The 7,087-nt window shown below is 45.0% G+C and carries 5 protein-coding genes, 2 tRNA genes and 1 riboswitch; of the genes, 1 reads left to right on the plus strand and 6 read right to left on the minus strand.

Features of this window, described 5'->3' with window-relative positions:
- Nucleotides 1-330 precede the first annotated feature (330 nt).
- The 6 genes from QZX97_RS02345 to QZX97_RS02370 all read right to left on the minus strand — a co-directional run bounded on the left by QZX97_RS02345 (nucleotide 331) and on the right by QZX97_RS02370 (nucleotide 4,399).
- Nucleotides 331-405, minus strand: a tRNA-Val gene (locus QZX97_RS02345).
- 204 nt (nucleotides 406-609) lie between these two features.
- Nucleotides 610-681, minus strand: a tRNA-Cys gene (locus tag QZX97_RS02350).
- Nucleotides 682-732: 51 nt separating this feature from the next.
- Nucleotides 733-841, minus strand: a riboswitch (SAM riboswitch).
- Nucleotides 842-1,108: 267 nt separating this feature from the next.
- Entirely contained in the window at nucleotides 1,109-1,831 is a 723-nt protein-coding gene (locus tag QZX97_RS02355) for a cupin domain-containing protein (protein ID WP_295664118.1), read from the minus strand.
- A 177-nt stretch (nucleotides 1,832-2,008) separates the two neighbouring features.
- Nucleotides 2,009-3,286 carry an ectonucleotide pyrophosphatase/phosphodiesterase gene (locus QZX97_RS02360; RefSeq protein WP_295648876.1) on the minus strand — a complete coding sequence of 426 codons (1,278 nt, stop codon included), beginning with the start codon at nucleotides 3,284-3,286 and terminating at the stop codon, nucleotides 2,009-2,011.
- Between the two features lie 79 nt (nucleotides 3,287-3,365).
- Entirely contained in the window at nucleotides 3,366-3,758 is a 393-nt protein-coding gene (locus QZX97_RS02365) for a substrate-binding domain-containing protein (protein WP_295648873.1), read from the minus strand.
- 20 nt (nucleotides 3,759-3,778) lie between these two features.
- Nucleotides 3,779-4,399: a LacI family DNA-binding transcriptional regulator gene (locus QZX97_RS02370; RefSeq protein ID WP_295648871.1), complete on the minus strand. Its 621-nt coding sequence runs from the start codon at nucleotides 4,397-4,399 to the stop codon at nucleotides 3,779-3,781.
- A gap of 286 nt (nucleotides 4,400-4,685) precedes the next feature.
- On the opposite strand from QZX97_RS02370, the gene QZX97_RS02375 reads away from it, so the two are divergent.
- The gene (locus tag QZX97_RS02375) at nucleotides 4,686-6,857 is read left to right on the plus strand and encodes a glycoside hydrolase family 3 N-terminal domain-containing protein (RefSeq protein WP_295648869.1); all 2,172 of its coding nucleotides are present in this window, start codon (nucleotides 4,686-4,688) and stop codon (nucleotides 6,855-6,857) included.
- The last annotated feature ends 230 nt before the right edge of the window (nucleotides 6,858-7,087 follow it).

Consider the following 7,087-nt stretch of genomic DNA (forward strand, 5'->3'; position numbering starts at 1 on the left):
CTTACTGCGAATCTCTTTGATATAGTTTTCTGCTGTTTGTTTCTTCTTGGTTTCCATTGTCTTAAAGTTAATTAATCTTTGGAAACACTCCACAAGCTTAGCACCCTATCGGTCCACTTTCAGCTGACGATTTACAATAAATTAAAAGTCTTATTCATGTAAAGGGCTTAGATTTCCATTGGTAACAATAAGGATTATAATTTTACTAATTTAACTTTGGTTTTTACTAACAAATTTAAAAATAGGTTAAATCCAACGTAGGTATATGCAAATTGTATGCAAATAAAAAAGCACCTATGGTTTTTATACCGTAAGTGCTTGATTACTAAGTGGGAGTTACTGGGTTCGAACCAGTGACCCTCTGCTTGTAAGGCAGATGCTCTGAACCAGCTGAGCTAAACTCCCTTGTTCGTTTTGGGACTGCAAATATAGAAGTGTTATGTGTTTTCCCAAAATGTTTTTTTTAATTTATTTTATCTTGTTGATTTTAAGATAGGTAACTATTGCTTAACCATAAAATCATCCAAATTTAATGTGATAACGCGAGGTTTTAACCGCGCCGAAAATGCTGCATGCCGACCTTATTAATTTTTTTTCAGCATTTTTTTGAGGTGTGAGGACGGATTCGAACCGCCGTAAAAGGTTTTGCAGACCTCCGCCTTACCACTCGACCACTCCACCTGTTATTGTCATCTTAAAAATATGGTCCAGAAAGCTGCGGGTGGCCGGTCATTCTTATCTTACTCCACACATGCAGGAGTTGGATTTAGCACCTTTTATATCAGAAATATAGGTTGCTAAGACGTCGCAGGGCCAGTCCCTCGGTCTTTCTGGATAAGTTATAAAGAACGTTTCGATACAAATATAAATGTATATTCTATAATTACTATAGATTTTATAGATTTAATTTATAAAAAGATTTTTGCTAACTACATTTGCTTCGTCATCCGCTACAAAACGGCTATGATTTTGCTTATATCTATCTGGTTTATAATTGGTTGTAAATACCCCTGCCAAACAGGGGCTTTACTTTTTGAAGGATTATTTAATGCAGGACGAGAGTATCTGTTTGAATTAGGAACCAGGATTTAAAAACATACCACTATCCTCACCGCCACTTTATTACTAAATATTTACAGGGCGCGTTTTGGCTGTTGCCGATGCCGTGCAGTTCGTTGCTATTCATGAGGCACAGGTCGCCGGGGGAGGCTTTAAATGTTTTTCCGTTAACAGTTGATTCAATTTCGCCTTGCAGCACCAAAATCAACTCAGTATCCAAATGGGTATGGGCGGCGTGGCTGGGGCCCTTGCCTTTTAGTTCGGTGAGGTGTACTTCAAGATTGTCGAGCATGGCCGTTGGCCTTTCAAAATACCTAATGCCCCCACCCTGTTCCGTAGCAACATATTTTAAAGAATCGGCATTGAGCATGAGCGCCCCCCCGGCTTTTGCCGAGCGGTCCATATCCATTGGTTTTTTTGAGCGGAACATCAGCACATAATAGGTCAATTGCCCATTGCCTATGTTTTCCAAAGCCTGGTCTTCGTACGGAGGTATCAATACGATACTGCCGGCACCTAAAACGCGGCTTTTTGTGCCCATAGTGAATTTCATCGTCCCCTCTTTAATGTAAATCAGTTCTTCGATGTCGGTTTGTGCATGCGACGGTCGGGGCGCCGCGCCTTTAAACTGGGTGCTGGCATGTATCTCGAAATAACTAAACTCGGAGGTGGTGCCTTCCATAAATCTTCGACCTTCACGGCCTTCGCTTTTTGTTACCGGCACATCGGCCAAATGATAAACGCCCGCGGGGATTGGTTTAAACTGAGCCATAGATTTTAATGAAACAAAAATTAAAACGAGCAAAACCGTTCTTTTCATAAAGGCAATAAATTGGTATCCGAAAATACCGATTATTTGATTTCTTTTTTGAAAAGGCAATTATTTATTTTGCCTTTAATGTTGGGCTATATCCTATTTGCCGGGATGTATCATCAATCCCGCTGTGATTTAGGGTTTCAACAAAACCTTGTCGGCTATTTCTTTAGTACCATCTATCTTTTCGGTATAGGTTAGACCCAAAATATCGGTAATGAGCGGGTATACATCCACATTCGGGAAGGCCGGTATTTGCAAATGCGGTTTGAATGCCGGGCCCCAGGCATAAAAGGTGGCGTACATCTGTTTTACTGCCGATGGGTCGTAACCGTGCGTGGCAGGGTCTATCTTTCGGTTGAGGTTGCCCATTCTGAATACGTTGGGGTAATCGGCCAACAGCAAAATGTCGCCAATGTGGTTATAATAATCATCGGTAGCACCATAATGCAGGTACGCGGGCATATCTTTTTTCAGGTACACTTTATAGCCAAGCTGGTCTTTTTTTAAGGCTTCGTATGTGCTTTGTATGTCGTTGGCGTCCTTTGCGTATAGGCCGAATATCATGCTTTCGCCGGATATTTTGAATTTGTTGGTATCGATAACAGCCGGTATTGGTAAAGGGTGTTCGTTATCTACATTGGCCATGCCGTGGTCGGATACGAGTACGTAGTTAACATTGAGGCCTGTCCTCTTTACAGCCTCGGTAAGCTCGTATATCGCTGAGTCGACAAAATGTATGGCGCTTTGATTTTCGGTCGACTCAACGCCATGTTTATGCGCTTCATGGTCCACCTGCGGGAAGTAAAAAGTGATGAGGTGAGGGCGTTTTTCGGGCGGCAGGCTAAGCCAGCTAACTACCGTGCCGATTCGGCTGTGGATGCCTATTTTATCATTATAAGCATAATAGTATGTCGGGTTGATGCTTTTTATCGGTGCTTCGGAGGCCACCCAATAGAAACTCGCGCTAAGCATATGTTGCTGCTCGGCCAAAACCCAAAGCGGTGTGCCGCCGTACCAGCTGCCATCGGCAACGCGGGCTTTATTGTTCATGTTGTAGATGGCCTTGCGGTCGGGCGCGTAGTACGCATTGTTTACCAAGCCACTATGCGATGGGTATAAACCCGAAGCAATGGCGTAGTGATTGGGGAAGGTAACCGAGGGGAACGAAGGTATCATCGCCTCGGCTTTTACACCACTGTTGGCCAGGTCGAGCAGGTGTTGGGCGTGGTATTTTTCGGCGTAATCATAACGAAAACCATCGATGGAGATGAGGATGACGTAAGGCTTGTTTTGTTGCTCAGTACTATTTACACGGCCCGGCACTATTTTTTGGATGGTATCGACTACTTGTTGGGCGATAACGGTGCAGGAAATTAACAGCAGGGAAAAGAAAATGATGTATTTTTTCATGAACAAGGGGGTAAGTTGCCGCAAAAGTAAGCAAATAGGGTAAAGCTATTGTTAAGGCTATGGTAACAATAGCGTGAGTTTATACTCCCTTTTTTAAAGAAGAATCGCGTACAACGAGTTCGTGCCTTAACACCAGGCTGTGGGTCAATTGGATATCGACGCCTGACGTTAGGTGGTTGATGAGCAGTTTCGCGGCAGCTTCGCCCATATCATATCCTTTATAATCTATTGTAGTGAGGTTGGGTTCAACAATACAGCATGATGGGTCGTTGTTAAACCCTGCGATGGCGATGTCATGCGGTATTTTTATGCCGGCGCTTTTTAGTTCCACCAAACAACTGATGGCGCAGGCATCGTTCGCTGCAAATATCCCGTCGGGACGGTTGGGCATGTCCAATATCAGCGCCGCGGCATCCTTACCTGCCTGTATACTGAGGTTATTGATGATGAGCAGGTCATCGCTATAGCTCAACCCATTGTCTTTTAATGCTTTTAAGTAGCCTTGAAGCGTTCTTCGTAAACATTGTGTACGCCGGTACCTGTAATATGCATTATTCTTTTACAGCCTTGTTTGGCAAGGTGGTCTGTAACCTCATAACCCGCTTTAAAATTGTTGATATGAATATTGGGACAAACTTTATGTTCGAAAATACGGTCGAAGAAAATGAGCGGGGTGTTCCGTTTGATGAAGTTTTGAAAATGGTCGATGTTATCGGTATCGTAAGCCACCGAAACCAGCAGCCCGTCGACGCGGTTATTGAACATGGTTTGGGCATTGTTCACTTCTTTTTTCATGGTTTCCAACGATTGGCTGATGATGAGGTTAAAGTTGGCATCGTTGGCTGCTTTTTCCATCCCCGCGATCACGTCCGACATGAAATTACTGTTGAGCCTAGGCACAATAACACCGATGGTGTTGCTGCGTTTGGTACGCAAACTGCTGGCAAAAGCGTTCGAACTATAGCCCATGCGGCGAGCCGCGTCCACAATCCGTTTTTTTGTATTTTTGTTTACGCCCGGAAAATCGTTCAAACTACGGCTTACTGTAGCTGCCGATACGCTGAGTTCTTTAGCGATGTCATAAATGGTGACAACCTTTTCGGATTTTTGCACAGTGCGGATTATTTAGTAATCGATTACAATTATGGTTTACAATTGAATAGATAAAGATAGTTAAGTTGAATGATTTTTTATAGTTTGTTTAAACGGATAAGGTTGATATACCTTATTATGGTAAAATAATTGATGAAAATGCTGATTTGGTTTACAAGCCTGCTTTGAAAAATAGTTTTTGTAATCGATTGCAAAATTGATTTATTGTTTCTAATTTCACCTTTAATATGAACCAACCGGCCGGCATGGGCGCCCCGGATGGTATGTTAATAAACCAACCTAAATTATGAATAAATTTAAAACTTTAGTGCTGGCATGCTTATGTTCAGCTACCGCAGCATCGGCGCAAAACGTTTTCAGGGACCCCAGCAAACCATTGGATGTGAGGGTACAAGACCTGGTATCGAAACTCACCTTGGAAGAAAAGGTACACCAGATGATGAACGTTAGCCCGGCCATACCAAGGTTGGGCATCCCGCAATACGATTGGTGGAATGAAGCTTTACATGGTATAGCCCGTTCGGGCACGGCCACGGTTTTTCCGCAGGCTATCGCTTTGGGGGCAACGTTTGATACCGATTTGGCCAAGCAGGAATCGACGGCGATATCGGACGAGGCGCGCGCTATGTATAACGCGGCAGTTGCCGAAGGTTACCGCGAACGTTTTGGGGGATTGACCTTTTGGACGCCGAATATCAATATCTTCCGCGACCCACGTTGGGGACGCGGACAGGAAACTTATGGGGAAGACCCGTTTTTGACGGCCAGGATAGGCGTGGCCTTTATACAAGGCCTGCAAGGGCCCGACCCCGACCATTTGAAGGTTGCGGCATGTGCCAAACACTTTGCCGTGCACAGCGGACCCGAAAGGTTGCGCCATACTTTTAACGCGCAGGCATCGCCAAAGGATTTGAGGGAAACTTATTTACCGGCATTTAAAGCCCTGGTTGATGCCAAGGTTGAGGCGGTGATGTGCGCCTACAACCGTACCAATAACGAGCCATGCTGCGGCAGTAACCTGCTGTTGGATGATGTATTACGTAACGAATGGGGCTTTAAAGGCCACGTAGTATCGGACTGCGGCGCTATTGCCGATTTTTATATGGGCCATAAAGTAGTGCCCGGCCAGGCAGAGGCGGTGGCATTATCGGTTAAACATGGCGTTGATTTGAATTGCGGTGATGAATATCCTGCACTGGTAGAAGCTGTTAAACGTGGACTCATCACCGAAAAGGAAATTGACGCGGCTCTATCGACTTTATTGAGGACCCGCTTTAAATTAGGTCTGTTTGACCCGGCGCAGAACAGCCCGTATAACAATATACCAACAAGTGTAATTAATAGCGCGGAGCATAGGGCGTTGGCAAAAGAGGTGGCCCTGAAATCGATCGTACTACTAAAAAACAACGGCGTTTTGCCGGTTAAAAATAACCTGGCCAAATACTTTGTTACCGGGCCAACAGCCAGCACTACTGATGCCCTTATGGGCAACTATTATGGCGTAAACCCGCATATGAGTACGATTTTGGAAGGTTTGGCAGGCGGCATACAGGCCGGCAGCCAGATGCAATATAAACCCGGCGTTTTGCTGGATAGGGACAACAATAACCCCATCGACTGGACAACAGGCGACGCGCAGGCGGCAGATGTTACTTTTGTGGTGATGGGTATTACGGGTTTGCTGGAAGGCGAGGAAGGCGATGCCATCGCATCACCAAATTTTGGCGACCGGTTGGATTATAACCTGCCGAAAAACCAAATAGACTTTTTACGCAAGATAAAAACCGGCAACACGCATAAGGTGGTAGCCATTGTTACGGGTGGCAGCCCGATGAACCTGTCGGAAGTGAATGATATTGCCGATGCGGTAGTATTGGCATGGTACCCCGGCGAAGAAGGCGGGAACGCTTTGGCGGATATTGTTTTTGGCAAGGTATCGCCATCGGGCAGGTTGCCGGTTACGTTCCCTAAATCGTTCGCGCAGTTGCCACCATACGAGGATTACTCGATGAAAGGCCGTACTTACCGTTACATGACCGCCGAGCCGATGTACCCTTTTGGCTTTGGTTTGAGCTATACACAGTTCAGCTATGCGCCGATGGTGTTATCGTCAACGCAAGTTGCAAAAAACAGTCAGGTAACGGCGGAAACTACCATCACCAATACCGGTAAAATGGAAGCCGAAGAAGTTGCCGAATTGTATATTACCGTACCGCAAACCGGGGACAACCCGCAATACTCACTGAAAGGATTTAAACGTGTTAAATTGGCGCCGGGAGAATCGAAAAAAGTAAGTTTTGCTATTACGCCGGAGCTGATGAAGAGCGTAAATGATAACGGGGAATCAGTTTTATTATCGGGCAATTACAAGGTTTATATCAGTGGTTCTGTACCTTCGAACAGGAGTTTGGAATTGGGCGCGGCCAAACCGGCTGTGGGTAGTTTTGTGGTGAAATGAGAACGGCTTTTTAGAGAAGAATATAAGGCTGTAAAGTAGCAAGTCTGTGTTTATTCATTATACAGGGCGGAAGGACACACCCCCAACCCCTCTCGAGAGGGGAGTTTTTGTGGGCTTAAAATAATTTAGATGAGATACTTTTTTTGTATTGGGTTTTTAATGCTTTCGCTCAATAGCGTATTCGCACAGCCGAGGGTAATCGATATTGACGCTGCCAAAATCCAGGGACC

The organism is uncultured Mucilaginibacter sp., assembly GCF_903893715.1.
In the GTDB taxonomy this organism is placed as follows: Bacteria; Bacteroidota; Bacteroidia; order Sphingobacteriales; family Sphingobacteriaceae; genus Mucilaginibacter.

What these genes read in the sequence shown, in the direction of transcription:
- QZX97_RS02355 (WP_295664118.1), bottom strand. Translation starts at nt 1,831, where the DNA reads ATGGCTCAGTTTAAACCAATCCCCGCGGGCGTTTATCATTTGGCCGAT.
- QZX97_RS02360 (WP_295648876.1), bottom strand. Translation starts at nt 3,286, where the DNA reads ATGAAAAAATACATCATTTTCTTTTCCCTGCTGTTAATTTCCTGCACC.
- QZX97_RS02375 (WP_295648869.1), top strand. Translation starts at nt 4,686, where the DNA reads ATGAATAAATTTAAAACTTTAGTGCTGGCATGCTTATGTTCAGCTACC.